At 52.9% G+C, this 26,258-nt stretch carries 21 protein-coding genes and 2 tRNA genes; 5 read left to right on the forward strand and 18 right to left on the reverse strand.

Annotated features, from left to right (window positions below; all coding sequences use genetic code 11):
- Positions 1 to 5: 5 nt before the first annotated feature.
- Positions 6 to 2,588 carry a leucine--tRNA ligase gene (leuS, locus tag QMZ30_RS08280; protein ID WP_283226996.1) on the reverse strand — a complete coding sequence of 861 codons (2,583 nt, stop codon included), beginning with the start codon at positions 2,586 to 2,588 and terminating at the stop codon, positions 6 to 8.
- A gap of 239 nt (positions 2,589 to 2,827) precedes the next feature.
- Here leuS and QMZ30_RS08285 point away from each other — a divergent pair, with 239 nt between their 5' ends.
- The gene (locus QMZ30_RS08285) at positions 2,828 to 3,310 is read left to right on the forward strand and encodes a zinc ribbon-containing protein (protein WP_283226997.1); all 483 of its coding nucleotides are present in this window, start codon (positions 2,828 to 2,830) and stop codon (positions 3,308 to 3,310) included.
- Positions 3,311 to 3,497: 187 nt separating this feature from the next.
- On the opposite strand, the gene QMZ30_RS08290 is transcribed toward QMZ30_RS08285, so the two are convergent.
- The 9 genes from QMZ30_RS08290 to miaB all read right to left on the reverse strand — a co-directional run bounded on the left by QMZ30_RS08290 (position 3,498) and on the right by miaB (position 12,806).
- A complete protein-coding gene (locus QMZ30_RS08290) occupies positions 3,498 to 4,223 on the reverse strand; it encodes an amino acid ABC transporter ATP-binding protein (RefSeq protein WP_283226998.1) in 726 nt (241 codons plus the stop codon).
- Positions 4,224 to 4,901, reverse strand: coding sequence for a glutamate/aspartate ABC transporter permease GltK (gene gltK / locus QMZ30_RS08295; RefSeq protein ID WP_039330502.1), 678 nt, complete (start codon positions 4,899 to 4,901; stop codon positions 4,224 to 4,226).
- The gene (locus tag QMZ30_RS08300; RefSeq protein ID WP_283226999.1) at positions 4,902 to 5,642 is read right to left on the reverse strand and encodes an amino acid ABC transporter permease; all 741 of its coding nucleotides are present in this window, start codon (positions 5,640 to 5,642) and stop codon (positions 4,902 to 4,904) included.
- Between the two features lie 160 nt (positions 5,643 to 5,802).
- Entirely contained in the window at positions 5,803 to 6,696 is an 894-nt protein-coding gene (locus QMZ30_RS08305; protein ID WP_283227000.1) for a glutamate/aspartate ABC transporter substrate-binding protein, read from the reverse strand.
- Between the two features lie 440 nt (positions 6,697 to 7,136).
- Positions 7,137 to 8,663: an apolipoprotein N-acyltransferase gene (lnt, locus tag QMZ30_RS08310; RefSeq protein WP_283227001.1), complete on the reverse strand. Its 1,527-nt coding sequence runs from the start codon at positions 8,661 to 8,663 to the stop codon at positions 7,137 to 7,139.
- Between the two features lie 4 nt (positions 8,664 to 8,667).
- The gene (corC, locus tag QMZ30_RS08315) at positions 8,668 to 9,549 is read right to left on the reverse strand and encodes a CNNM family magnesium/cobalt transport protein CorC (protein ID WP_039330496.1); all 882 of its coding nucleotides are present in this window, start codon (positions 9,547 to 9,549) and stop codon (positions 8,668 to 8,670) included.
- A gap of 82 nt (positions 9,550 to 9,631) precedes the next feature.
- Positions 9,632 to 10,105, reverse strand: coding sequence for an rRNA maturation RNase YbeY (gene ybeY / locus QMZ30_RS08320; RefSeq protein ID WP_283227002.1), 474 nt, complete (start codon positions 10,103 to 10,105; stop codon positions 9,632 to 9,634).
- Entirely contained in the window at positions 10,102 to 11,175 is a 1,074-nt protein-coding gene (locus tag QMZ30_RS08325; protein ID WP_039330492.1) for a PhoH family protein, read from the reverse strand. Before QMZ30_RS08325 ends, ybeY begins: the two co-directional genes overlap by 4 nt.
- A gap of 206 nt (positions 11,176 to 11,381) precedes the next feature.
- Positions 11,382 to 12,806, reverse strand: a complete 1,425-nt coding sequence (gene miaB, locus QMZ30_RS08330; protein WP_283227003.1) for a tRNA (N6-isopentenyl adenosine(37)-C2)-methylthiotransferase MiaB — start codon at positions 12,804 to 12,806, stop codon at positions 11,382 to 11,384.
- Between the two features lie 165 nt (positions 12,807 to 12,971).
- Here miaB and ubiF point away from each other — a divergent pair, with 165 nt between their 5' ends.
- Positions 12,972 to 14,144: a 3-demethoxyubiquinol 3-hydroxylase gene (gene ubiF / locus QMZ30_RS08335; protein ID WP_283227004.1), complete on the forward strand. Its 1,173-nt coding sequence runs from the start codon at positions 12,972 to 12,974 to the stop codon at positions 14,142 to 14,144.
- Positions 14,145 to 14,227: 83 nt separating this feature from the next.
- Here ubiF and QMZ30_RS08340 read toward each other — a convergent pair.
- From QMZ30_RS08340 to nagB, 7 genes are all read right to left on the reverse strand, one after another.
- Positions 14,228 to 14,302 (reverse strand) — tRNA-Gln (locus QMZ30_RS08340).
- Positions 14,303 to 14,308: 6 nt separating this feature from the next.
- A tRNA-Met gene (locus QMZ30_RS08345) sits at positions 14,309 to 14,385 on the reverse strand.
- A gap of 215 nt (positions 14,386 to 14,600) precedes the next feature.
- Complete coding sequence (asnB, locus tag QMZ30_RS08350; protein ID WP_039330486.1) at positions 14,601 to 16,268, reverse strand: asparagine synthase B; 1,668 nt, start codon at positions 16,266 to 16,268, stop codon at positions 14,601 to 14,603.
- Positions 16,269 to 16,597: 329 nt separating this feature from the next.
- Complete coding sequence (locus QMZ30_RS08355; RefSeq protein WP_039330484.1) at positions 16,598 to 17,350, reverse strand: HAD-IIA family hydrolase; 753 nt, start codon at positions 17,348 to 17,350, stop codon at positions 16,598 to 16,600.
- 39 nt (positions 17,351 to 17,389) lie between these two features.
- The gene (gene nagC, locus QMZ30_RS08360; protein WP_039330482.1) at positions 17,390 to 18,610 is read right to left on the reverse strand and encodes a DNA-binding transcriptional regulator NagC; all 1,221 of its coding nucleotides are present in this window, start codon (positions 18,608 to 18,610) and stop codon (positions 17,390 to 17,392) included.
- A 7-nt stretch (positions 18,611 to 18,617) separates the two neighbouring features.
- Positions 18,618 to 19,766 carry an N-acetylglucosamine-6-phosphate deacetylase gene (gene nagA, locus QMZ30_RS08365; RefSeq protein ID WP_282996856.1) on the reverse strand — a complete coding sequence of 383 codons (1,149 nt, stop codon included), beginning with the start codon at positions 19,764 to 19,766 and terminating at the stop codon, positions 18,618 to 18,620.
- A gap of 57 nt (positions 19,767 to 19,823) precedes the next feature.
- Positions 19,824 to 20,624, reverse strand: a complete 801-nt coding sequence (gene nagB, locus QMZ30_RS08370; protein WP_039330479.1) for a glucosamine-6-phosphate deaminase — start codon at positions 20,622 to 20,624, stop codon at positions 19,824 to 19,826.
- 342 nt (positions 20,625 to 20,966) lie between these two features.
- Here nagB and nagE point away from each other — a divergent pair, with 342 nt between their 5' ends.
- The 3 genes from nagE (at position 20,967) to QMZ30_RS08385 (ending at position 25,445) form a co-directional block, all read left to right on the forward strand.
- On the forward strand, positions 20,967 to 22,994 hold the full coding sequence (nagE, locus tag QMZ30_RS08375; protein ID WP_283227107.1) for an N-acetylglucosamine-specific PTS transporter subunit IIBC: 2,028 nt from the start codon (positions 20,967 to 20,969) through the stop codon (positions 22,992 to 22,994).
- Positions 22,995 to 23,145: 151 nt separating this feature from the next.
- Positions 23,146 to 24,813 carry a glutamine--tRNA ligase gene (gene glnS, locus QMZ30_RS08380; RefSeq protein WP_283227005.1) on the forward strand — a complete coding sequence of 556 codons (1,668 nt, stop codon included), beginning with the start codon at positions 23,146 to 23,148 and terminating at the stop codon, positions 24,811 to 24,813.
- A 236-nt stretch (positions 24,814 to 25,049) separates the two neighbouring features.
- Positions 25,050 to 25,445, forward strand: coding sequence for a hypothetical protein (locus QMZ30_RS08385; protein WP_039330475.1), 396 nt, complete (start codon positions 25,050 to 25,052; stop codon positions 25,443 to 25,445).
- A gap of 61 nt (positions 25,446 to 25,506) precedes the next feature.
- On the opposite strand, the gene fur is transcribed toward QMZ30_RS08385, so the two are convergent.
- Complete coding sequence (gene fur, locus QMZ30_RS08390) at positions 25,507 to 25,956, reverse strand: ferric iron uptake transcriptional regulator (RefSeq protein WP_007890672.1); 450 nt, start codon at positions 25,954 to 25,956, stop codon at positions 25,507 to 25,509.
- Between the last annotated feature and the right edge of the window lie 302 nt (positions 25,957 to 26,258).

A 26,258-nucleotide genomic window follows, 5' to 3' on the forward strand; every position in this document is an offset into this window, starting at 1 on the left:
TGAACTTAACCTACGACCAGGTTAAGCAGTTTGCCAGGGACATAAATCACTTTACGAAGGGTGACGCCATCCAGATATTTCGCCACCAGATGCTCCTGCGCAGCACGCGCCTGAACTTGCTCCTGCGTAGCATCGGGCGCAACGGTGATTTTGCCGCGCACTTTGCCATTCACCTGTACGACCACCAGCAGTGAATCTTCGACCATTGCGGCTTCATCCGCAACCGGCCAGCTGGCTTCATCTACGCTGCCTTCACCCCCCAGAGCCTGCCACAGAACATAGCTGGCGTGCGGGGTAAACGGATACAGCAGACGAACAACCGCCACCAGAGCTTCCTGCAGCAGAGCGCGATCTTGCTCGCTCTCCTGTGGTGCACGAATCAGCTTGTTCATCAGCTCCATAATGGCCGCGATAGCGGTGTTGAAAGTCTGACGACGGCCAACATCATCCGCCACTTTCGCGATGGTTTTGTGCAGATCGCGACGCAGCGCTTTCTGATCGTCGTTCAGCGTGTTCACGTCCAGCGCCACGGTGGCCCCTTTCGCAATGTGCTCGTAGGCCAGTTTCCAGACGCGTTTCAGGAAGCGGTTAGCCCCTTCCACACCGGATTCCTGCCATTCCAGCGTCATTTCTGCTGGCGAAGCAAACATCATGAACAGACGCACGGTATCCGCGCCGTAACGCTCAACCATCAGCTGTGGATCGATGCCGTTGTTTTTCGACTTCGACATTTTGCTCATGCCCGCATACACCACTTCGCGGCCTGCATTGTCGACAGCTTTAACGATACGACCTTTCTCGTCACGCTCTACCGTCACATCAACCGGAGACACCCAGTTACGCTCACCGTTAGCGCCGGTGTAGTAGAACGCATCGGCCAACACCATGCCCTGACACAGCAGGCGTTTAGCTGGCTCATCAGAATTGACCAGGCCCGCGTCACGCAGCAGCTTGTGATAGAAGCGGAAGTACATCAGGTGCATGATGGCGTGTTCGATACCACCCACATACTGATCGACCGGCAGCCAGTAGTTGGCCGCAGCCGGGTCCAGCATGCCTTCGTTATAGTTGGCACAGGTGTAACGGGCGTAATACCAGGATGACTCCATGAAGGTGTCAAAGGTATCGGTCTCACGCAGCGCAGGCTGACCGTTAACGGTGGTTTTCGCCCACTCAGGATCGGCCTTAATAGGACTGGTGATACCGTCCATCACCACGTCTTCTGGCAGAATAACCGGCAACTGGTCTTCTGGTGTCGGGATGACCGTGCCATCTTCCAGCGTCACCATTGGAATTGGCGCGCCCCAGTAACGCTGACGGGAAACACCCCAGTCGCGCAGGCGATAGTTAACTTTGCGTACGCCCACACCTTTAGCGGCCAGCGCATCAGCGATGGCGTTGAAGCCCGCCTGATGGTCCAGACCGTTGTACTCGCCAGAGTTAAACAGCGTGCCTTTTTCAGTCATTGCGGCTTCGCTGATATCGGGCTCTGAACCATCAAGGTTGAGGATAACGGGCTTGATGTTCAGGTTGTACTTGGTGGCAAACTCCCAGTCACGCTGGTCGTGGCCTGGCACGGCCATCACAGCACCGGTGCCGTATTCCATCAGCACAAAGTTAGCCACCCAAACAGGGATCTCTTCACCGGTTAGCGGATGGATAGCAAACAGGCCAGTGGCCATGCCTTTCTTCTCCATCGTCGCCATATCAGCTTCCGCGACTTTGGTGGTGCTGCATTCGGCGATAAAGTCACTCAGCGCAGGATTGCTGGCTGCTGCCTGACGTGCCAGTGGGTGACCCGCTGCGACGGCAACGTAAGTGGCACCCAGGAAGGTATCTGGACGCGTGGTGTAGACCGTCAGTTTCTCTTCGCTATAAGCCACATCAAAGGTGATCTCAACACCTTCAGAACGGCCAATCCAGTTACGCTGCATGGTTTTGACCTGCTCAGGCCAGTCTTCCAGCTTATCCAGATCGTTCAACAGTTCTTCAGCATAGGCGGTAATTTTCACGAACCATTGTGGGATCTCTTTGCGTTCCACTTTGGTATCACAGCGCCAGCAGCAGCCGTCGATAACCTGTTCGTTGGCCAGCACGGTTTGGTCGTTCGGGCACCAGTTCACCGCAGAGGTCTTCTTGTAGACCATGCCTTTTTCATACAGCTTGGTGAAGAACCACTGTTCCCAGCGATAGTACTCTGGCTGACAGGTGGCTAACTCGCGGCTCCAGTCATAGCCAAAGCCCAGCAGTTTCAGCTGGTTCTTCATGTATTCGATGTTGTCGTATGTCCAGGGGGCGGGGGCGGTGTTATTTTTTACCGCGGCACCTTCTGCTGGCAAACCGAACGCATCCCAGCCAATCGGCTGCAGGACGTTTTTACCGAGCATACGCTGGTAACGTGCGATCACATCGCCAATGGTGTAGTTACGCACGTGGCCCATGTGTAGGCGGCCAGAAGGATAGGGCAGCATTGAAAGGCAGTAATACTTCTCTTTGCCTTCCTGCTCGGTCACTTTAAAGGTTTCGTTTTCATCCCAGTGCTGTTGTACGCGGGATTCTATCTCTTCCGGGCGGTATTGCTCTTGCATGGCTGCCTGTGGTCCTTTGTGAAAATCGTTAACCCTGTATGGCGGGTTCGCATACTTTTAGATCCGCATAGCATACCCATAAGGCAGGCCCTCAACAACATTTCACGCCCCCGCAGGCAGGATTTCTGCTTAATGCGCCGCCGCTTTCACCCTTTTATGATTTCCCTGGCGGATAGCACGGCAAATATGACAGAACAGCTAAACTTAAAGGCAGCGATTCCCGCGGAAAGGAGAACAAAATGAATAACGTGGCGCAGGAGTATCGAGCAACGATAGCGGCATTAACCCAGCGACTGGAGCGCGGCGAGCGTGATGTGGATGCGCTGGTGGCGGAAGCGCGGCAGGATTTGCTGGCGAAAAAAACGCTGACTTCCTCGGAAGTGAATGAAGTGATACGGGCCGTCAGGCGCGATTTGCATGAGTTTGCTCTGAGCTATCAGGAATCCTCGGATGTGTTGGGGGATTCCGTATTTATGCGCGTGATCCGTGAGAGCTTGTGGAAGGAGTTGGCGGATATCACAGACAAAAGCCAACTGGAGTGGCGCGAGGTGTTTCAGGATCTGCGACATCACGGCGTCTATCAGAGCGGTGAAGTGGTGGGGTTGGGGAATCTGGTGTGTGAGAAGTGCGGGTTCACCCGAGCCATTTACACGCCTGAAAGCTTAACGCGCTGTCCTGAGTGTGGGCACGACCATTTCCAACGTCAGCCGTTTGAGCCTTGATGGGATGTCAAAAGCGCGATGAATCGCGAAGTGCTTGTCGGTTTTGTGCCGGACGGTCGCCATAAATGGCGCCCCTACAATGCATTGGCGCGTTTTGCGTAGAGTGCGCATTCATGCGAACCTGCATAAAGTCGCGCCGCTAGCGGTGTAAAGAACCTGTAGCGGCGCGATTTATTACGCTAACGGATTAGTGCAGAATCTTCGCCAGGAAGTCTTTCGCACGCTCAGATTGCGGGTTGTTGAAGAAGTCATCTTTGTTGGTGTCTTCGACAATCTTCCCTTCATCCATAAAGATCACGCGATTCGCCACTTTACGCGCGAAGCCCATCTCATGCGTCACTACCATCATGGTCATGCCTTCGTTGGCCAACTCCACCATCACGTCCAGCACTTCGTTGATCATTTCGGGATCAAGCGCTGAAGTCGGTTCATCGAAAAGCATCGCAATCGGGTCCATGCACAGTGCACGGGCAATCGCCACACGCTGCTGCTGTCCACCCGAAAGCTGTCCAGGGAATTTATCCGCATGTGCCGCCAGACCGACGCGCGTCAACAGCTTCAGACCTTTTTCACGAGCTGCAGCTTTATCACGCTTCAGGACCTTCACCTGCGCCAGCACCAGGTTATCGACAATGCTGAGATGAGGGAACAGTTCGAAGTGCTGGAACACCATACCCACTTTGCTGCGCAACTGTGCGAGGTTGGTCTTCTTGTTGTTCACTTCGGTACCGTTGACCTGAATGCTGCCTTGCTGCACAGGTTCCAGACCATTAACGGTTTTAATCAGCGTTGATTTCCCCGAACCGGACGGTCCGCAGACCACCACCACTTCACCTTTTTTCACTTCGGTGGAGCAGTCGGTCAGCACCTGAAAGTGACCATACCACTTAGAAACGTTTTTCAGGCTAATCATTTAAACCGTCCTTTTTCTTTTCAGATAGCTAACCAACAGCGAAGCGCTCAGGCTGATCACAAAGTAGACCAGACCGGCAAACAGAACCATTTCAACCTGGGTACCGTCACGCTCACCAATGGTGGAGGCGGTACGGAAGAAGTCAGCCAGGCTTAAGACATACACCAGCGAGGTATCCTGGAACAGCACAATGCCTTGCGTCAGCAGCAGCGGCACCATGGCACGGAAGGCTTGTGGCAGGATAATCAGCTGCATCGATTGCCAGTGCGTCATACCCAGCGCCAGCGCCGCATTTGACTGCCCACGTGAAATGCTCTGGATACCCGCACGAATAATTTCCGAATAATAGGCCGCTTCAAACAGCGCAAATGCCACCATGGCGGAAATCAGACGGATATCGGTTTTTGGTGATAGCCCCAGCACTTGTTGCAGCAAAGCCGGTACCACCAAATAGAACCACAGCAGCACCATCACCAAAGGCACCGAGCGGAACAGGTTGACGTACAGCTTGGCAAACCAGCGGATCGGGGCAAACGGTGACAAGCGCATCACCGCCAGAATGGTGCCCCAGATAATGCCGAACACCACCGCCACCGCGGTAATTTTGAAGGTAATGATCAAGCCATTCCATAAATAGGGCAGGCTTGGGGGAATGGAACTCCAGTCAAAATCGTACATTTATTTGCCTCCCAGATTGCCAGGCAGGCGAATTTTGCGTTCTACCAGACTCATGATCAGCATGATCACCAGGTTGATGCCGACGTAAGCCAGGGTGATAGCGGTGAAGGATTCGTAAGCATGGGCGGAGTAGTCGAGCAGTTTACCCGCTTGCGCTGCCATATCGACCAGACCAATAGTTGAAGCAATCGCCGAGTTCTTCACCAGGTTCAACATTTCAGACGTCATCGGCGGCACAATCACGCGATACGCATTGGGTAACAGCACGTAACGATAGGTTTGTGGCAGCGTCAGGCCCATCGCCAGACCGGCGTTTTTCTGGCCACGCGGCAGTGACTGAATGGCGGCACGGACTTGCTCACAAACACGGGCTGCAGTGAAGAGCCCCAGACAGATGGTTGAAGAAACAAAGAACTGAACGTTCGGATCCAGCTCCGCTTTAAACCACATCCCCAGCTTCTCACCGACCAGTTCAGGCGCGACCAGATACCAGAAGAAGAACTGGACGATCAGCGGGATATTACGAAACAGTTCCACGTAGCAGGTGCCGATCGTCGACAGTAGACGATTGGGCACGGTACGCAGAATGCCAAAGAAGGAACCTACCAGGAAGGCGATAATCCAGGCACAGCAGGAAACCGCAACGGTTACCTGAAATCCGGACCACAGCCAGCCGAGGTAAGTCGTATTGCCGAACGGGGCCTGTTGTAAAAATATGCCCCAGTTCCAATCGATACCCATAACGAGCTCCGGTAAAAAAAGGGTAGCCAGGCTACCCATAAGATTGTTGAGCGGTGTCTTACGTCCTGCTTCAGGGGAACGACCTGTTGCAGTCTGTCTGTCCGCACCGCGTGTTCAGCAATCGAGAGGGCAGCGGAACTGCCCTTGTTTTCATTGTTAATTAGAGTGCTTTGTCGTTTGGCGCTTTGAACAGTGCCTGCATATCAGATGACAGTTCAAAGTTCATGTTCAGGTTTTTCGGTGGAATTGGCTGTTTGAACCAGGTATCGAACCATTTCGCCGCTTCACCCGAGGTCTGCGCTTTTGCGATGGTGTCATCCATCAGCTGTTTGAACTGTGGATCCTCTTTACGCAGCATACAGCCGTAGGCTTCTTTCGACTGAGGCGTACCGGTGATTTCCCAGTTGTCAGGTTTTTTGGCTTTTGCACGTTCACCTGCCAGCAGTGCATCATCCATCATAAAGGCCACGGCGCGACCGGTTTCCAGCGTACGGAAAGAATCGCCATGGTCTTTCGCGCTGATGATGCGCATGTCCATTTTCTTCTCATCGTTCAGCTTGTGCAGCAGAACTTCAGAGGTGGTACCTGAGGTCACCACAACGGTTTTCCCTTTCAGGTCAGCGAAATCTTTGATGTCGCCACCTTTTTTCACCAGCAGACGTGTACCGATGATGAACACGGTGTCAGAGAATGCGGCTTGCTGCTGACGCTCAAGGTTGTTGGTGGTAGAACCACACTCAAAATCGTAAGTCCCGTTCTGCAGCAGTGGGATACGGTTTTGTGAAGTGATCGGCAGCATTTTAACTTGCAGATCAGGCTTGTTCAGCTTGGCCTTGATCGCAGCAACGATGGCGTTTGAGTAGTCTTGTGAATAGCCAACCACTTTTTGCTGGTTGTCGTAGTAAGAAAAGGGAACTGATGACTCACGATGCCCAACGACGATCACGCCGCTATCATTAATTTTTTTCAGGGTGCCGGTGAGATCTTCCGCCTGGGCCGCTCCCGCTGCTGCTCCCAACAGCAGAAGAGATAATGCCACTTTGCGTGTCTGCATGTTCCTACTCCTTTGAATGGATGTCGCGCAGAACATAAACTGCGCAGATTGTGATGTTGTGTGTATTTCGTGCTGCTTTTTTAGTTATCCCTTAGCGCAACTGCACGCAGGATAGTGATTAACATAGCGAATTGTTAACGCAATGAAACAAAAAAGTTTGTTTTTTGCGAGCCGCTCCGCACCATTAAGAGGCAATAAAACACCTGTGCGCCTTTACGGTGCGTGTCAGTGCCAGATAGTAGTGCGAAAAGATGGCAATACGCTGACAAAACGCTGATGTCTGGAAAATCACTGAAATAAATAGCAATGATCGTGCCAGCACGATGAAAAAAGAAAAAAAGCCAGCAGAGAATCTGGTAAAGCGTAGCGGATGGGAGCGGAAAACAGCGCAAAAAAAAGGCGAAGTGATCACTTCGCCTGGAGATATTGTGAGCCAGGTATCAATGACGACGGCGTATGATCGCCAACACCATGCCGATCAGCGTCAGAATCCACACCGGCCAGATACCGGCTTTCGCATAAGGCGTTTCACCGGTGGTTGGTGTCACTTTGGCTTCCAGCACGTCACGGGTGAACTGCGGAATCTCTTTCTCGATTTCACCGTTGGCATTCACCACGGCGGTCACGCCATTGTTGGTGGAGCGCAGCAGCGGACGGCCCAACTCCAGTGCACGCATGCGCGCCATCTGGAAGTGCTGCCACGGGCCGATTGAGTGACCAAACCAGGCATCATTGGACACCGTAAGCAGGAAGTTGGTGTCCGGGCGGAAATTAGCACGCACTTGCTCACCCAGCACAATCTCATAGCAGATGGCGCTGGTCAGGTTGTAACCCGACACTTTCAATTGCGGCTGTATATAAGCTCCACGACTGAATGATGACATGGGCAGATCAAAGAATGGTGCCAGCGGACGCAGCAACTCTTCCAGCGGAACAAACTCACCGAACGGGACCAGATGGTTTTTCTGGTAACGGTTGTGGCTCTGATAGCTGTAAGGCTGTTCTCCCCCTAACACAATCACCGAGTTGTAATCGTGATAGCGGTTATCGCCTTCAACCCGTGAGTCAACAATACCGGTAATCAGCGAACTTCCGCGCGCGCGCAGCTCAGCATCCAGCGCCTTCAGGAACGGCTGCTGATTGCTCTCCAGATCGGTAATCGCAGACTCTGGCCAGATAATGATCGGCGCTTTGCCCATGTAGGGCTGGCTGTAGGAGGTGTAAACGCGCAGCGTATTGAGCAGCTGTTGTGGGTCCCACTTCATGGACTGCGGAATGTTGCCTTGCACCATGGCGACATCCACGCTGCGTTCCGGCAGTGGCTGATACCATTGCAGCATCCGTAGCGGCCAGGGCAGCAGCAACAGCACGGCTGCGGCGATCAGGCTTTTTACGGTGCGATGATGGAATGCATGCACCAACAGGCCGGCGATCACCATCAGCAGGAAAGTAATGGTTTCGACACCAGCCAGCGGTGCAAGGCCTTTTAGCGGGCCATCAATCTGGCTGTAGCCGAATTGCAGCCACGGGAAACCGGTCAGGATCCAGCCGCGCAGGAATTCGCTGATCTGCCAGAGGGCCGGAGCCGCCAGTGCCAGACGCCACAATGTGGCGCGTGGCCACAAGCGATTGAGCACTGCAGCAAACAGCATCGGGTAGATCGCCAGGTAGGCGGCCAGCAGAATCACCAGGAAGACGTTCACCGGACCGGGCATACCACCAAAGGTGGCGATGCTGACGTAAACCCAGTTAATGCCACTGCCAAACAGGCCAAAGCCCCAGACGAAACCTATCGCCGCGGCCTGCGGGCTGCGACGCTCCAGCAACAGCAGTTGTAAACCCGCCAGGGAGATGAGCGCGGCGGGCCAGAAATCGTAGGGGGAAAAGGAAAGGGTGCCAACGGCACCCGTAATTAACGCCAGCAGCAGGCGTACCCGCTGCTGCGAGTATAAAGAGGCTAAAGCCATAAAATTATTCGTCTTCCAGTTGCGGTTGCGGAGAGTCTTCCGGAATTTTCACATGCACCTGGATGATACGGCGGCTGTCAGCCATCACGACTTTGAATTGGTAACCATCAATGTCGATGCTCTCACCGCGCGCGGGAAGGTGGCCGAATCCCTGCATCACCAGACCGCCAATGGTATCTACTTCGTCATCGCTGAAGCTGGTACCAAATATTTCATTGAATTCTTCAATCGGCGCCAGCGCACGCACCGTGTAGGTGTGGCGGTTAAGCTGACGGATATCACGATCTTCTTCATCGTCATATTCATCTTCAATCTCGCCAACGATCAGTTCGAGGATGTCTTCAATGGTAACCAGTCCAGAAACGCCGCCAAACTCATCAATGACGATCGCCATATGATAACGCTGGGAGCGGAACTCTTTCAGCATGCGGTCAACACGCTTACTTTCTGGCACTACAACAGCAGGACGCAGCACTTTTTCAATGCTGAAGGGTTCAGACGCGCTACTCATAAACGGCAGCAGGTCTTTAGCCATCAGAATGCCTTCGACGTGGTCTTTATCTTCGCTGATCACCGGGAAGCGCGAGTGGGCAGAGTCAATAATGACCGCCAGGCACTCTTCCAGGCTTTGGTTGCGTTTGAGGGTAATCATCTGTGAGCGCGGGATCATGATGTCACGCACGCGCTGTTCGGCGATATCCAACACCCCTTCAAGCATGTCGCGGGTGTCCTGGTCGATCAGCTCTTTTTGCTCAGAATCGCGGATCAGCCCCAGCAGTTCATCACGGTTTTTAGGCTCACCGTGAAACAGTTGGTTGATTAGCAGGGAGAAAAATCCCTTTTTACTACTGGGTGCGTCGCTGTTTTGAGAATGGTCGTCGCTCATGGCGTTTTTATTTCGTTCTCTCTAATGAGGGAAAGGAACTGCCGGCGTCTTCGCCAGCAGCGCAATAACCTGAAACAGAGTTTCAGGCGTCTTCTTTCTCCGAAATGTACGGATCAGGATAACCAAGAGCAAGCATTATCTCGGTCTCCAGTGCCTCCATTTCTTCGGCTTCATCGTCTTCTATATGGTCGTAACCCAGCAAATGCAGCGTGCCGTGTACCACCATATGCGCCCAATGGGCTTCAAGGGTTTTGCCCTGTTCTTCCGCTTCTTGCTCAACCACCTGACGACAAATAATCAGGTCGCCCAGCAGCGGCAACTCAATTCCCGGTGGGGCTTCAAAAGGGAATGAGAGCACGTTAGTCGGCTTATCTTTGCAACGATAAGTCAGATTAAGCTCATTGCTCTCTGCTTCGTCAACCAGGCGAATCGTTACTTCGCTTTCCGGCTGGAAAGGCGTGACCGCCGCTTCCAGCCAACGTTGAAAGGCGGCTTCGGCTGGCAGGCCGTTTTCATCGGCACAGGCCAACTGTAAATCTAAAATCACCGCGCTCATGAAGGCTCCTGCGGGCTGGGGTGGGTCGCTAGCTGAGCCGCCAGCGCTTCACGCTTGCGCTCTTCAGCCAGTTTATCTCGACGTTTCTGATCGGCTTCTTCCCATGCTTCATAAGCATTAACGATGCGTGCGACAACCGGATGACGCACGACGTCTTCACTGTGGAAAAAGTTAAAGCTGATTTCTTCGACTTCCGCCAACACTTCAATGGCGTGGCGCAGGCCTGATTTCGTGCTGCGCGGTAAGTCAATCTGCGTGACGTCGCCGGTAATCACCGCTTTAGAGTTAAAGCCGATACGTGTCAGGAACATCTTCATCTGTTCGATAGTGGTGTTCTGGCTTTCATCCAGAATCACAAACGCATCATTGAGCGTACGACCGCGCATGTAGGCCAACGGTGCCACTTCAATCACGTTGCGCTCCATCAGTTTTTCAACGCGTTCAAAGCCGAGCATTTCGAACAGGGCATCGTACAGCGGACGTAAGTAGGGATCGACCTTCTGGCTGAGATCGCCCGGCAGGAAGCCAAGCTTCTCACCTGCTTCAACGGCAGGGCGCGTCAGCAAAATGCGACGAATTTCCTGGCGCTCCAGCGCATCGACGGCCGCCGCAACGGCGAGATAAGTTTTACCAGTACCCGCTGGGCCGACACCAAAAGTAATGTCATGGTCGAGGATGTTCGCCACATACTGAGCCTGGTTCGGCGTACGCGGTTTTATCACGCCGCGTTTGGTTTTGATGTGGATGGCTTTACCAAACTCCGGCACGCTCTCGGCGGTTTGCTCCAGCACGCGGCTCTCTTTGATCGCCAGATGAATCTGGTCCGGCTCAATATCGGGAATTTGGCCACGCACCGGTGCGGTATCCACGTAAAGATCACGCAGAATATTGACCGCCGCGTCCACGCTTAACGCGCGTCCCACCAGTTTGAAGTGATTATCCCGGCGGTTGATTTCGACACCGAGACGTTTCTCCAGCTGCTTCACATTGTCATCAAACGGACCGCACAGGCTCATCAGTCGGCGGTTATCTGCCGGTTCAAGGGCGATTTCACGAGTTTCGATATTCAAATGAATCCTTTGGGTCACTCAGGGCCAGTTGAAAAAGGTGTATCGGATGCGCTGATTGATGCCGCGCATCTCTACGGAATTATTTATGGGGTTACGCCCAGCTGCAAGTTGCAGAAGGAATATTTGGGCGCCGCTTGCGGAATGCAAGGGGAGCAAACTGAAGCAGGCGACAGCGGGTTGTGCGCTGCCGCTCAAAGTTCGTGGTTTCAAGGCTGGTAGATACCAACACCAATGTCATTTTCACGGCGTGTACGGGCAATCACCATCGCTGGGCTTTGGTTGACGCGCAGGCCCATCTCATCCTCGGTACGCACCAGCTTACCGCGCAGTGAGGTGGCGTGGATATCCACAATTTCAACGTCAACAAACTTACCGATCATCTCGACCGGCGCTTCAAAATTGACCACGCGGTTATTATCGGTACGACCGCTCAACTCCATGACATTTTTACGTGAGATGCCTTCAACCAATACACGCTGCGTGGTACCAAGCATACGACGGCTCCACGCCATCGCCTGCTGATTAAGGCGCTCTTGCAGGATGAACAGGCGCTGTTTTTTCTCTTCTTCGGTGACATCGTCCGGCAGATCGGCAGCCGGTGTACCCGGACGCGCAGAGTAGATAAAGCTGTAGCTGACATCGAAATTCACATCACCAACCAGCTTCATGGTTTGCTCGAAATCTTGCTGCGTTTCACCCGGGAAACCGATGATAAAGTCCGAACTCATCTGGATATCAGGACGTGCCTTGAGCAGCTTACGGATGATGGATTTATATTCCAGCGCCGTGTGTCCGCGTTTCATCAGCGTCAGAATGCGATCCGCACCGCTCTGTACCGGCAGATGCAGGAAGCTCACCAACTCTGGCGTGTCGCGGTAGACATCAATAATGTCGTCAGTGAACTCAATCGGGTGGCTGGTGGTGAAGCGAATACGGTCGATACCATCGATCGCGGCGACCAGACGCAACAGTTCGGCAAAGGTGCAGATTTGGTCATCAAAGGTGGCACCACGGTAGGCATTGACGTTCTGCCCCAGCAAATTGACCTCACGCACGCCTTGAGCGGCGAGCTGGGCAATTTCCAGCAAAATATCGTCACACGGACGGCTGACTTCCTCTCCACGGGTGTAAGGCACCACGCAGAAGGTACAGTATTTATTGCAGCCTTCCATAATAGAGACAAAGGCGGTAGGCCCTTCAGCACGCGGTTCCGGCAAGCGGTCAAATTTTTCAATCTCAGGGAAACTGATATCAATCACCGGGCTCTTGGTGCCACGCACCTGATTCAGCATCTCTGGCAGGCGATGTAATGTCTGCGGACCAAAAACAATATCCACGCAGTTTGCACGCTCACGCAGGCGTTCGCCTTCCTGTGACGCCACACAACCGCCCACGCCGATGATCACGTCAGGATTATTCGCCTTCAGTTTTTTCCAGCGTCCTAACAGGGCGAAAACCTTCTCCTGTGCCTTCTCGCGGATGGAGCAGGTATTGAGCAGCAGAACGTCCGCCTCTTCGGCGTCCTCGGTCAGGGTATAACCGTGCGTGCTGTTCAGCAGGTCAGCCATCTTGGATGAATCATACTCATTCATCTGACAGCCCCAGGTTTTGATATGCAGTTTTTTGGTCATCGAACTAGCCATTGATCAGAGCGAAGTGCAGGGCGCGTATTGTAATGCTTTGCCGCTGTTGTGACCAGCGCAGCAGGGGCTGAGATTGTGGCGCCAATTTCCGGTACACTTTACCAATCAACGTGATGCTGTGAGGCTTTACGGTAAGCAGAAGGATGAGAGTCAATGCAGGATTCACAATTTGATGTGGTGGTGGTGGGCGGCGGCATGGTCGGTGCCGCGCTGGCCTGTGGATTGGCACAGCAGCAATTCCGCGTAGCGGTGATTGAGCGTGCGGAACCGGCGGAGTTTGATGCCACCAGCCCACCCGATGTGCGTATTTCTGCCATCGGCGCTTCATCAGTGGCGCTGCTACGCCAACTGAATGTCTGGCAGCGCGTTGAAGCGATGCGCTGCGCACCTTACCGCAAGCTGGAAACCTGGGAGTGGCAAAGTGCGCACGTGACATTTGATGCGGCTTCGTTAGGTCTGCCTGAATTAGGTTACATGGTTGAAAACAGCGTGATACAGCGCGCGCTGTGGGAAAAAATGCAGGAAGAGGGTGTGACGCTGGTTTGCCCGGCGAGCTTACAGGGGCTACAGCAGCATCGTGCGGGCTGGCAGGTGCAGTTGGATAACGGCACGGTGCTGGAGACGCGTCTGGTGGTGGGTGCAGATGGTGCCAACTCACGAGTACGTCAACTGGCCGGGATTGGTGTGCGCGGCTGGCAATATGCGCAGTCTTGCATGCTGATCAGCGTTGAATGTGAGCAGGAGGTGGGTGATTCCACCTGGCAACAGTTCACACCTGAAGGTCCGCGTGCCTTCCTGCCGTTGTTTGATCGCCATGCGTCACTGGTGTGGTATGACGCCCCAGCGCGTATTCGTCAACTGCAAAACCTGCCTCTGGCACAGCTAGAGAAAGAGATTCACGCTCATTTCCCGGCGCGTGTGGGCCGCCTTCATGTGAAAAAAGCGGCCTCGTTTCCCTTAGTGCGACGCCATGCGACACGCTATGTCATGCCCGGTCTGGCGCTGGTGGGCGATGCCGCCCACACCATTAACCCGCTTGCCGGTCAGGGTGTGAACCTGGGATACCGGGATGTGGATGCGCTGATCAATACACTCGTCGAGGCACGCAGTCAGGCGCAGTTGTGGTCATCGGATGCGGTGTTACAGCGTTATCATCGTCAACGCTATAAAGATAACGTGCTGATGCAAGGCGGGATGGATCTGTTCTATTTTGCGTTCAGCAATACACTTTCACCGTTACGCTTTGCGCGCAATCTGGGATTGATCGCCGCAGAGAATGCCGGAGCGCTGAAACGCAAAGTGCTGAAATACGCGTTGGGTTTGTAAGCAGGAGAGCGTCGCAGGGCGCTCTATTTTTTCTAAACGCAGAAAACAATAAAGCCCGCAAAAGCGGGCTTTATTATTCAATTTGGCTGGGGTGCAGGGATTCGAACCCCGGAATGCTGGTATCAGAAACCAGAGCCTTACCGCTTGGCGACACCCCAAGAATTTGGTGGCTACGACGGGATTTGAACCTGTGACCCCATCATTATGAGTGATGTGCTCTAACCAGCTGAGCTACGTAGCCATCTTTTTTCGCTAACCTTCATCGGCGTTGCGGGGCGCATTATGCGTATTGAGCTTTGTAGCGTCAACAAGTTTTTTGCCGTTTTTTGCCTTAAAACGCCTGTTTGTCTGGCTTGTAACCAGGGTGGTGAATTATTCGGCAACTTTCCGTCGCAACATCGACGATCAAAGCAAAAAGGGGCCAGTCAAGGCCCCTTATGATCTTAATTAAAAAGCTTATTTATAAGCGGACTGATGCACACCCACGGCACGACCTGAAGGGTCATCCATGTTCTTAAATGCTTCATCCCACTCAATCGCTTTAGCGGAAGAACAAGCAACCGATGGACCACCGGGAACACACTCTGCCGCGCTGGCGACCGGGAACAGCTCTTCAAAGATTTCACGGTACAAATACGCTTCTTTCGAGTTCGGCGTGTTGTACGGGAAACGGAAATGCGCGGTCGACAGCTGCTGGTCAGTGATCTGTTTCGCCGCCACTTCTTTCAGCGAATCGATCCAGCTGTAGCCTACGCCATCGGAGAACTGCTCTTTCTGACGCCATGCCACGCTTTCTGGCAGATATGAGGAGAAGCACTCACGCAGGATGTGTTTTTCCATCTTACCGTTTTTGCCGCACAGTTTATCTTCTGGGTTGATGCGCATCGCCACATCAAGGAATTTTTTGTCCAGGAAAGGCACACGCGCTTCAACGCCCCACGCCGACATCGCTTTGTTAGCACGCGCGCAGTCAAACATGTGCAGAGCCAGCAGTTTACGCACGTTTTCTTCGTGGAACTCTTTGGCGTTCGGCGCCTTATGGAAGTACAGGTAGCCACCAAACACTTCATCTGCACCTTCACCTGACAACACCATTTTGATGCCCATCGCTTTAATTTTGCGCGACATCAGATACATAGGCGTCGAGGCGCGGATGGTGGTGACATCGTAAGTTTCGATGTGATAAATCACATCACGGATGGCATCCAGACCTTCCTGTACGGTGAAATGAATTTCGTGGTGCACGGTACCCAGATGATCAGCCACGGACTTCGCCGCTTTCAGGTCAGGAGAACCTTCCAGGCCGACAGCAAAGGAGTGCAACTGCGGCCACCATGCATCGCTTTTATCTTCATCTTCTACGCGTTTTGCAGCAAAGCGCTTGGTCACGGCAGAGATAATAGAAGAGTCGAGACCGCCAGACAGCAGCACGCCGTAAGGCACATCTGACATCAGGTGGCTTTTCACGGACTCTTCCAGCGCATGTTTCAGGCCAGCGGCATCGGTGGTGTTCTCAGCCACAGCAGAGAAATCCATCCAGTCACGCTGCCAGTAACGACGGATCTCACCATCGCTGCTGGACATGAAGCTTCCCGGTGGGAATTCTTTGATGGTGCGGCAAACTGGCACCAGCGCTTTCATTTCGGAAGCAACAAACAGGTTACCGTGCTCATCGTTGCCCATATACAGCGGGATAATCCCGATATGGTCACGGCCAATCAGGTACTGCTGCTTCACGCTGTCCCACAGAATGAAGGCGAACATGCCTTGCAGGTCGTCAAGGAAGTCGAGACCTTTTTCCTGATACAGCGCCAGGATCACTTCGCAGTCAGAACCGGTCTGGAAGGCGTAGCGGTCGCTCAGCTCCGCACGCAGTGCCTGATGGTTATAGATTTCACCGTTCACGGCCAGTACGTGGGTGTGGTCAGCGTTATACAGCGGCTGTGCGCCGTTGTTGACGTCAACAATTGACAGGCGCTCATGCACCAGAATGGCTTTGTCATCTGCGTAGACGCCGGACCAATCTGGGCCACGGTGACGCATCAGACGGGAACACTCCAGCGCTTTCTTGCGCAATTCAACAGGATCGGTTTTCAGATCCAACACACCAAAAATCGAACACATAACTGACTCCTGATCTCACCTTACGGGGATGTTATTTCTTCGTTTGTCCGGCAGCAGTGGCTGCGTGATGTATAAGAAAATGCGCTATCTGGTGGTGTTAGTGCAAGCAAAATTGCGTTCTTTTGATAAAAAGAATGTTGTCAGGCGATAAAAATTGAATTTTATCTAATTTAATCGCCACTTCTTTAGATGGCATCTAATGAAATGGCTTTTTGGATGATTTAGTGTGCAACTATCCTGGGTGTCGTTCACGACAAAGCGACATAAAAACAAACGCCCTGCAGACACAAGGTGCCAGCAGGGCGATAAGCAAAAGTGATAATAGATAATCAGAACAGGTCGATGTCTGCCACTGAAGGGTAAATCCAGTCTGGACGGAACGGCATCGCATCAATGTCGCTCAAGGTTGAGACGCCAGAAAGCACCAGAATGGTTTCCAGGCCCGCCTGGAAGCCAGCGAGGATATCGGTGCGCAGGTTATCCCCCACAATCACCGTCTCTTCAGAATGCGCATGCATTTTATTCAGCGCCGCACGCATGATGTACGGGCTCGGTTTACCCACATAAAACGGCTTGCGACCAGAAATGGTTTCGATACCGGCGCACAAGGCACCGCAGGCGGGCACGTATCCGCGCGCATGGGTATCCGGGTTGGTGGCAATAAAGCGCGCACCGTTGGCGACGAAGAAGGCAGCCTTGTGCATCATCTCCCAATTAAAGGAGCGCGTTTCACCGACGATGACGAAATCGGGATTGACGTCAGTGATGGTAAAGCCCGCTTTATACAGCTCATGAATGAGGGCACCCTCGCCAATTACATAGGCTTTTTTACCCTCCTGACGACGCAGGAAATCGGCGGTGGCCATGGCAGAGGTATAGAACACCGAATCCGGCACTTCAACGCCCGCATTGGCAAAACGATTCGCCAGGTCCTGCGCGGTTTGCGACGGATAGTTAGTCAGCACCACCAGCGGCATCTCTTTTTCCAGGATGCGCTGCAAAAACTCGTTCGCGCCTTTCACGGCGGTATTGTCGTGCATCAACACGCCGTCGATGTCACAGATTACGCTTTTGATGGTCATAATGGCTTCCGGTCAGGCCCGCCGGGCGGCAGGCTTCGATTATTCTTCCAGCAGATGCTGCAGCAGAATGCCGTTCAGCATTGCGCGCTTCGCCAGGGCAAACGCACCAATTGCCGAACGATGGTCCAACTCGGAACGCACCACCGGCAGGTTCTTGCGGAAGGCATTCAACGCCTGGGTGTTAATGCAGCCTTCAATGGCGGGGAACAGCACCTTATCCGCTTCGGTGATTTCACCGGCCAGCACCACTTTCTGCGGGTTGAACAGGTTAATGGCGATGGCGATCGCTTTGCCGAGGTAGCGTCCGACATATTCGATCACTTCACACGCCAGCGCATCGCCTTGATTCGCGGCGCGGCAAATTTGTGGCATCAGGCAATTATCCAGCGTCAGCGTGCTGGGGTAGCCCTGATTGAGCAGATGACGCACGCGGTTCTCAATCGCGCCATTCGCCGCGATGGTTTCCAGACAGCCAAAATTACCGCAGTGGCAGCGCTCGCCCAGCGGATCGACCTGAATATGACCGATCTCGCCGACATTACCATTGCTGCCAAGAAAGATATGCCCATTGGCGATAATGCCCGCGCCGGTACCGCGATGTAAACGCACCAAAATAGAGTCTGCACAGTCACGACTTGCACCGAAGTAGTGCTCTGCCAGTGCCAGACTGCGAATGTCGTGACCGACAAAACTGGTGACGTTAAAGCGTTTTTTCAGGCTGGACACCAGCGGCCAGTGGCTAACGGTGATGTGCGGCATATAACGAATGATGCCGTTAATCGGATCGACCAAACCGGGCAAGATCACTGCAATCGCAATCAGTTCGTGAATCTTACGTTGATGCGCAGCCATAAACGCGGTGATGGCATTGAAGAGCGCATTCTCCAGCGTTTCCTGCGTGCGTTCCGGTAAAGGGTAATCTTCCTGCGCCAGCGATTTTCCGCTCAGATCAAACAGCGTCAGGGTCGCATCATTGCGGCCCAAGCGGACGCCGATAGTATGAAAATGGCGGGTTTCAGTAACGATAGAGATGGCGCGGCGCCCACCGGTGGAGGCTTGTTGCTCCACCTCTTTGATGAGGCCGCGTTCGATAAGCTGACGCGTAATTTTGGTGACGCTGGCGGGCGCAAGCTGGCTGAGATCGGCAATCTGTATGCGCGAAATCGGCCCCTGTTGATCAATCAGCCGGTAAACGGCTGCACTGTTAAGTTGTTTGACAAGATCGACATTTCCTATTTGAGTCTGGCCGCCAGTGGTCATTCAGTACTTACTCGCTGAGGACGTCGTCTCCATTGACTAACGTCTTAGTGATTTGATAATCGCGGGTAAAGACGGTCAGGTTAGCGACTTTTCCTGCTGTCACTGAGCCTAACTGTTTTGCCACGCCCATTGCCTGTGCTGGATACAGGGTTGCCATCCGCAACGCTTCATCCAGAGCGATACCGCAATGCTCCACACTGTTCTGCACTGCCTCAATCATGGTCAATGCCGAGCCGCTCAGGGTACCGTTTTCGTCAACGCAAAGGCCGTCGCGATAGTATATTGTTTTGCCTGCAAAAATGAATTTATCAATCGATGCGCCTGCCGGTGCTGTGGCATCCGTCACTAACACCAGTTTGTCGCCTTTGATGCGTTTTGCATTGCGCACGTTAGCGTAATGGACATGTAAACCATCTGCAATGATGCCGCAGTATACATCAGGTGAATCAAACAGCGCACCGATCAGACCGGGTTCACGGCCTGCGAAGGTCGGCATCGCATTATAAAGATGGGTGGCAAAACTCACGCCCGCGCTAAAGCCGGCTTTGGCTTCTTCATAGGTGGCGTTGGAGTGGCCCGCTGACACAATAATGCCCGCATCGCGTAGTTGACGGATCACAGTGTCGCCCGCATTCTCTGGCGCCAGCGTCACTTTGGTGACCACATCCGCGTTAGCACACAGGAAGTCGACCATTTCCGCATCAGGCAGACGAATCAACTCTGGGTTATGCGTCCCTTTCTTAGCTTTGTTCAGCCACGGCCCTTCCAGATGCAGACCCAGTGCTTGATTTTGATGCTTGGCTAAATAGGCGCGCATGGTTTCAACGGCGCGCTTCATTAATTCGTTGGTGCTGGTGATCAGTGTTGGCAGATAACTGGTGCAGCCCGATTTTTCGTTGGCGCGCTGCATGATTTCCAGCGTTTCCACGCTCAGGGCATCGATGTCATCGTTGAACTGCACACCACCACAGCCGTTGAGTTGCAAATCAATAAATCCGGGAGCGATGTATGCACCAGCCACATCCTGCAGCGCGATGTTCGCATCAAGCGCATCACGTGGGCACACGCGTTCAATCAGGCCATTGGCAATCACCACGGCATGATTGTCCAGAATTTCGTGGCCAGTAAAAATCCGGCCGTTTACTAATGCGTACATCGTTTTTCTCTCCCGGCTAAGCCTGCAGCCTGCGCTGCAGGTTATGACAACGTGTTTTCACACACCCTTCATATTTTCCGCTTCCATTTCGCGGAAATATTTCACGGTTTTCACTTTCAGTTCCATGGTGGCTGGCTCATCACACACCACCACAGATTTCGCATGTAATTGCAGGCAGCTGATGGTCCACATATGATTCACGTTACCTTCCACTGCGGCCTGCAGCGCTTGCGCTTTCACATGACCGGTGACCAAAATCATCACTTCTTCTGCATCTAACAGCGTGCCCACGCCAACGGTCAGCGCATATTTAGGCACCTGATCCACATCCCCATTGAAGAAGCGCGAGTTCGCCAGGCGGGTCTCATGCGTCAGGGTTTTGATGCGGGTGCGGGAGGAGAGTGAAGAGGCCGGTTCGTTAAACGCGATGTGTCCATCGTTACCTACGCCGCCCATAAACAGATTAATTTTACCGTAAGCGCGGATCTTCTCTTCGTACTGGCGACATTCTGCGTCAATATCCGGTGCATTGCCATTCAGAAGATTGATATTTTCTGGTTGAATATCAACGTGATCAAAAAAGTTACGGAACATGAAGCTGTGGTAGCTTTCTGGATGCTCTTTTGGCAGGCCAACGTATTCATCCATATTGAAAGTCACAACATGTTTAAAGCTAACCTGGCCCGCTTTGTGCATCTCGATCAGGTGCTTGTAAGCTTCCAGCGGTGTACCGCCGGTTGGCAGACCCAGCACGAAGGGACGTTCTGCGCTAGGCTTAAACGCGTTAATGCGGTTAACAATGTGGCGTGCAGCCCATTTACCCACCTGGGTAGGTGTGGCCAAAGGGATCAGTCTCATGTCTTCACCTCAATTAAGATTAGGAAAATGTTGTCGCCGATTCTGGTTTAGGTTGCTGCCCTTAAGCGTAATCCGTTTAAGCGTAACCAGCAGGGAAAAGTGCGACCTGATATTTTGCATCATAAAATAAGTTTGTGGTGGTGGCTAGCATTTCGCAGTAGTAAACGTCCATTATGGTGATTAAAGTCACAGTTACTGTGGTTTTAATTTGCGAGGCGAATTAATTTATCTTTACACTGCGCCTCGTGGTGAATGATGTCATCAAGGTACCGGGCGGCGGGATAATAAAATCAACCCACGCCACGGCAAACGCCAGTCTCATAGGGGGAGAATAAGGTGAGTATTTTAGGATATCTGCAAAAGGTCGGCCGCGCGCTTATGGTGCCGGTAGCGACGCTGCCGGCAGCGGCAATCTTGATGGGTGTGGGGTATTGGATCGATCCAGACAGCTGGGGTGCAGGCAATGCGCTGGCGGCACTGTTGATCAAATCCGGTTCCGCCATTATCGAAAACATGTCTGTGCTGTTTGCCATTGGTGTGGCTTACGGTATGTCCAAAGATAAAGATGGTGCAGCCGCGTTAACCGGCTTTGTCGGCTTCTTGGTGGTGACCACGCTCTGTTCACCTGCCGCGGTGGCAATGATTCAGAAAATGCCGGTGGAGCAGGTTCCCGCTGCCTTCGGTAAAATCAATAACCAGTTCGTGGGTATCCTGGTCGGTATTCTCTCCGCTGAAGTGTACAACCGCTTTAGCCACGTTGAGCTGCCAAAAGCGCTGTCGTTCTTTAGCGGACGCCGCTTAGTGCCGATTCTGGTCTCCTTCCTGATGATCGTCGTTGCCTTCATTCTGATGTATGTCTGGCCGATCATCTTTGGTGGACTGGTGAACTTCGGTGAACACATCCAGAAACTGGGTTCTGTCGGTGCGGGCGTATATGCCTTCTTCAACCGCTTGCTGATTCCGGTGGGTCTGCATCATGCCCTGAACTCGGTGTTCTGGTTTGACGTGGCCGGTATTAACGACATTCCTAAGTTCCTCGGCGGTGCGCAGTCTATTGCCAATGGCACCGGTATCCCAGGGATTACAGGTCGTTACCAGGCGGGCTTCTTCCCGATTATGATGTTTGGTCTGCCGGGCGCTGCGCTGGCGATCTACCACTGTGCGCGTCCAGAAAACCGCGCCAAAGTGGGTGGTATCATGCTGGCGGCGGCTTTTGCAGCCTTCTTTACGGGTATCACTGAACCGCTGGAATTCTCCTTCATGTTCGTGGCACCGGTGCTGTACGTCATCCATGCGGTGTTGACTGGTATTTCAGTATTCATCGCGGCAAGTATGCATTGGATCGCCGGCTTCGGCTTCAGTGCCGGGCTGGTGGATATGGTGCTCTCTACCCGAAATCCGCTGGCGGTTAACTGGTGGATGCTGATCCCACAAGGTCTGGTGTTCTTCGCCATCTACTATGTGGTGTTCCGCTTCACTATCCAGAAATTCAATCTGATGACGCCAGGCCGTGAACTCTCTGCGGGCGATGAAACCGATGGCTACGATGTGAACGTTGATCACAGCGGTAGCGGCGAGAGCCAAACCGAATCACTGGCGCGTCGTTACATTGCTGCCGTTGGTGGTTCTGAAAACCTGACCAACATCGACGCCTGCATCACCCGTCTGCGTCTGAACGTGAAAGACTCAGCACAGGTCAATGAAGGCGTGGCGAAACGCCTGGGCGCGTCCGGTGTGATTCGTCTGAACAAACAGAGTGTGCAGGTGATTGTCGGTACGCAGGCAGAAAGCATTGCCACCGCAATGAAAACCGTGCTGAGTAAAGGCCCGGTAGCGGCCACTGCGGCGCCTGCTGCAGCAGCAGCTCCGGTTGCAGCTAAACCTCAGGCGGTGCTTAATAGCGAGAAAGCCGTGATTGCCACGCTGGTTGCGCCGGTCAGTGGTGAAATCGTTGCGCTGGACGCGGTGCCAGATGAAGCCTTCGCCAGCAAAGCCGTGGGTGACGGCCTGGCCATCAAGCCAACCGATAAAACTGTCGTGGCACCGATTGCGGGTACCGTAGTGAAAATCTTCAATACTAACCACGCCTTCTGCCTGGAAGCGGCGAACGGTGTTGAGATCGTGGTGCACATGGGTCTGGATACCGTCGCGCTGGAAGGCAAAGGCTTCACACGTTTGGTGGAAGAGGGCGCAACGGTGACGGCGGGTCAGCCGATTCTGGAAATGGATCTGGACTTCCTCAACGCCAATGCGCGTTCAATGATCAGCCCGGTAGTCGTCAGCAACAGCGATGATTTCGCCGGTCTGAATCTGCTGGCAAGCGGTTCTGTTGTCGCGGGTGTGACGCCATTGTATGAAGTGAAAAACTAAGTCCTTGTGATTTAGCCAGAAGGCAGGAAGCAATTCCTGCCTTTTTTGTTTTAAAACGACCAACAAACGGTTGTTTCCCTCCTGCGCTTTGTGGATCATACTCCGTTACTTCGTGGTACAAATCACCCGCTATTGTTTTGAGGATTTTGAGATGAGTGAGGCTGAAGCCCGCCCAACGAACTTTATTCGTCAGATTATCGACGAAGATTTGGCGAGCGGTAAGCACAGCAGTGTGCATACCCGTTTCCCGCCTGAGCCCAATGGTTACCTGCATATTGGCCATGCGAAATCTATCTGCCTGAACTTTGGTATCGCACAAGATTATCAAGGACAGTGCAACCTGCGTTTTGACGACACTAACCCGGTTAAAGAGGACCTGGAGTTCGTTGAATCCATCAAGCGTGATGTGCAATGGCTGGGCTTTGACTGGAGCGGAGACATTCGTTACTCCTCAGACTACTTTGACCAATTGTTTAACTACGCGGTTGAGCTGATAAATAAAGGTCTGGCTTACGTTGACGAACTGTCAGCGGATGAGATCCGTGAATACCGCGGCACGCTGACCGCACCGGGTAAAAACAGCCCGTATCGCGATCGCAGCGTAGAAGAGAACTTAGCGCTGTTCCAGAAAATGCGTGATGGCGGCTTCGAAGAGGGTAAAGCTTGCCTGCGCGCTAAAATCGACATGGCTTCCAGCTTTATCGTGATGCGTGATCCGGTGTTGTATCGCATTAAGTTTGCCGACCACCACCAGACCGGTGATAAGTGGTGCATCTACCCGATGTACGACTTTACTCACTGCATCTCTGATGCCATCGAAGGCATTACGCACTCGCTCTGCACCCTGGAGTTCCAGGATAACCGTCGTTTGTACGACTGGGTACTGGACAACATCACTATTCCTCAGCATCCGCGCCAGTACGAATTCTCGCGTTTGAATCTGGAATATGCGGTGATGTCGAAGCGTAAGCTGACGCAGCTGGTGACCGAGAAAGTGGTTGAAGGCTGGGATGACCCACGCATGCTGACCGTTTCAGGTCTGCGTCGCCGTGGCTACAGCGCCGCGTCCATTCGCGAGTTCTGTCGTCGTATCGGTGTGACCAAGCAGGACAACATCGTTGAGATGGCCTCGCTGGAATCTTGCATCCGTGACGATCTCAATGAGAACGCACCGCGTGCCATGGCGGTTCTTGATCCACTGAAAGTGGTGATCGAGAATCTGCCAGCAGGTCATGAAGAAACGCTGACCATGCCTAATCATCCGAATAAGCCGGAGATGGGGACCCGCGAAGTGCCGTTCAGCCGCGAAGTATGGATCGATCGTGCTGACTTCCGCGAAGAAGCCAACAAGCAGTACAAGCGTCTGGTGCTCGGTAAAGAAGTGCGTCTGCGTAATGCTTATGTGATCCGCGCTGAGCGTGTGGCAAAAGATGAAGAGGGTAATATCACCTGCATCTATGCAACCTGCGATGTCGACACCCTGAGCAAAGACCCTGCAGATGGTCGCAAGGTGAAAGGGGTGATTCATTGGGTGTCAGCGATTCACGCGCTGCCTGCTGAGTTCCGTCTTTATGATCGTCTGTTCAGCGTGCCAAATCCGGCAGCGGCAGAGGACTTCCTGACCACCATCAACCCGAACTCACTGGAAATCAAACAAGGCTTTGTTGAGTCTGGTTTGCGTACGGCTTCGGTAACTGCACCGTATCAGTTTGAGCGTGAAGGCTATTTCTGTGCGGATAGCGTCTATTCGCAGCCGGGTAAACTGGTGTTCAACCGCACTGTCGGGCTACGTGATACTTTTGCCAAAATCGGCGAGTAATCCTGTTTACCGATAGAACAATATGATCATCTAAGGGCGAGCAATCGCCCTTTTTTATTGCCTGTAATACGCAACCCACAACCATTTATGCTGCGGGCCGTGAAATTTGCTTGTTGGCTGTTATTGCGACAATTCTGACTTTAGTAAAATTAAACCATTAGCGAGTGTCAAAAACTTTTTTTCAGGTAGGCTATCCGCTCTCAGACAGGGCTCTGCGGGTTATCAAAGGAAAAAAAATGACAAGTCTCGCGTTGGAAGCTAAACACAGTGTGGTGGTTTTGCATCAGCTGATTGAACGTATCTTCAATCAAGCAGAGGGCAGCGATGACAGCATGGAACTGCTTCTGTCGCACTTCCATCCAGAATTCAAAATGGTCACACCACTCGGCAAAGAACTGGATCTGAACGCGACTGAAACGCTGTTTCGTCAGCTGCATGGGCAGCGTGAGGGGATGCGAATCGCCACCAGCGAACATGCCATCATTTCTCAGCAGAGTGATGAGATCACCATTCAATATCGTGAATTACAGATGATGAATGGCACCAATCAAACCCGTATTTCGCTGGCTGTATTGGACTGTAGCACCACCATCCCGCGCTGGCGCTATCTGCACGAAACCTTTGTTGCCTGATTGCAGGCATAAAAAAACCGGTGCCAGGCACCGGTTTTTTTATATTGCATAGCACACGTCATTACTTGTCGTGGAGCGTGTCGTCTTCGCGGCAGTCTCCCAGCGCACAGTGACCATAAAGGTACAGGCTGTGGTTGCTGAGTTTGATGCCATGGCGAGTCGCAATTTCACGCTGACGCGTTTCAATTGATTCGTCGCTAAATTCAATCACTTTGCCGCAATCCAGGCAGATCAAATGATCGTGGTGATGTTGCTGGGTCAGTTCGAATACGGATTTACCGCCTTCGAAGTTATGACGGGTGACGATACCTGCGTCATCAAACTGGTTAAGAACGCGATATACCGTTGCCAGACCAATCTCTTCGCCCATATCAATCAGGCGCTTGTACAAATCTTCCGCACTGACATGGTGGGACTCTGGTCCTGGTCCCTGAAGCACTTCCAGAATTTTCAGTCTTGGAAGAGTGACTTTCAGGCCAGCCTTTTTCAATGCGGAGTTGTTGTCAGTCATGCGGATATTGTCCTGTTACTTTGCGAGTCACTTACGGCTCAAAGGCCTTGAATGTTTAGGTCACGCATATTCTCATTTGCGTCTCATTATAGAACCCAAGCAGTGAAATGAAAACCAAGGCGTCGCGTAAAATCAACAAAAGCTGTAAGGATAAACATCGCTTACGCCATTGAGAAACGTAGTGGTTTGGGTTTCCATTTCACTCAGCCTCATTCTAAAGAGCGAGGAATAAGCGGATGACCATTGCGGGTATTCTACAGATTTGCGGGGAAAAGTTAAAAAACCGTCGCTATTATTTTCAT

The sequence above is a fragment of the Pantoea sp. EA-12 genome (genome assembly GCF_030053355.1).
In the GTDB taxonomy this organism is placed as follows: Bacteria; Pseudomonadota; Gammaproteobacteria; order Enterobacterales; family Enterobacteriaceae; genus Pantoea; species Pantoea vagans_C.